This is a genomic window from Bradyrhizobium sp. WSM4874, assembly GCF_055811835.1.
Map to the genome: position 1 here is coordinate 1 of NZ_JBVVPR010000198.1, position 553 is coordinate 553.

1 protein-coding gene is annotated in these 553 nt (G+C 56.4%); it reads right to left on the minus strand.

Annotated elements, in window-relative coordinates:
• Window positions 1–553: hypothetical protein (locus AC0L3P_RS40020; RefSeq protein ID WP_473309467.1), on the minus strand; the 553-nt coding region annotated here is incomplete at both ends.

The following is a 553-nucleotide window of genomic DNA, read 5'->3' on the forward strand; positions in this document are numbered from 1 at the left end:
GTCTGAAGGGTCTTGCAACCGAGAAGCTAGAGTGGCCTTATTGTTTTCGTTGAGCCATGCAGCAAGCCCTCTAAGAACGACCCAATGGGCTTGGAGGGTATTTTTTTTCATGACGCCGTGCCGCTCGGCTGCTGCCGCGAACTGGCCGATGAGGTCCGCATCATCAGGATGAAGTTCCCCCACCTTTCGCCGACGTTTAATCTCCCCGGTTAGAGTATGTTGAACAAGGGTCAGTGCTTGACCGAGCCGGCTGCTATTGACGAGGGCCGGATCGAGCCTCAAGAACTCTGCAGCACGACCAGTCAGCTGATCAGGATCAGGGAGTAGGCTGGCCACTGTCAGGTTCTGGGACGCCAGCCAACGAGCGAACGGGGTTAAGGTGCTTACGTAATTGCTTCTGAACGGGGCAAAGAGTTTCACATCCGCGTCGGCAAGGCTCATCCGCGCGATAGGCAGCTTCCCAGTGAGAGTGTCCCGTAGCGCGGTTAATGCCGCATTCAGCTTCTTGTTGACGCGGGTATCCCCACTCAAAAATTCTGCCGTACGGGCTGCC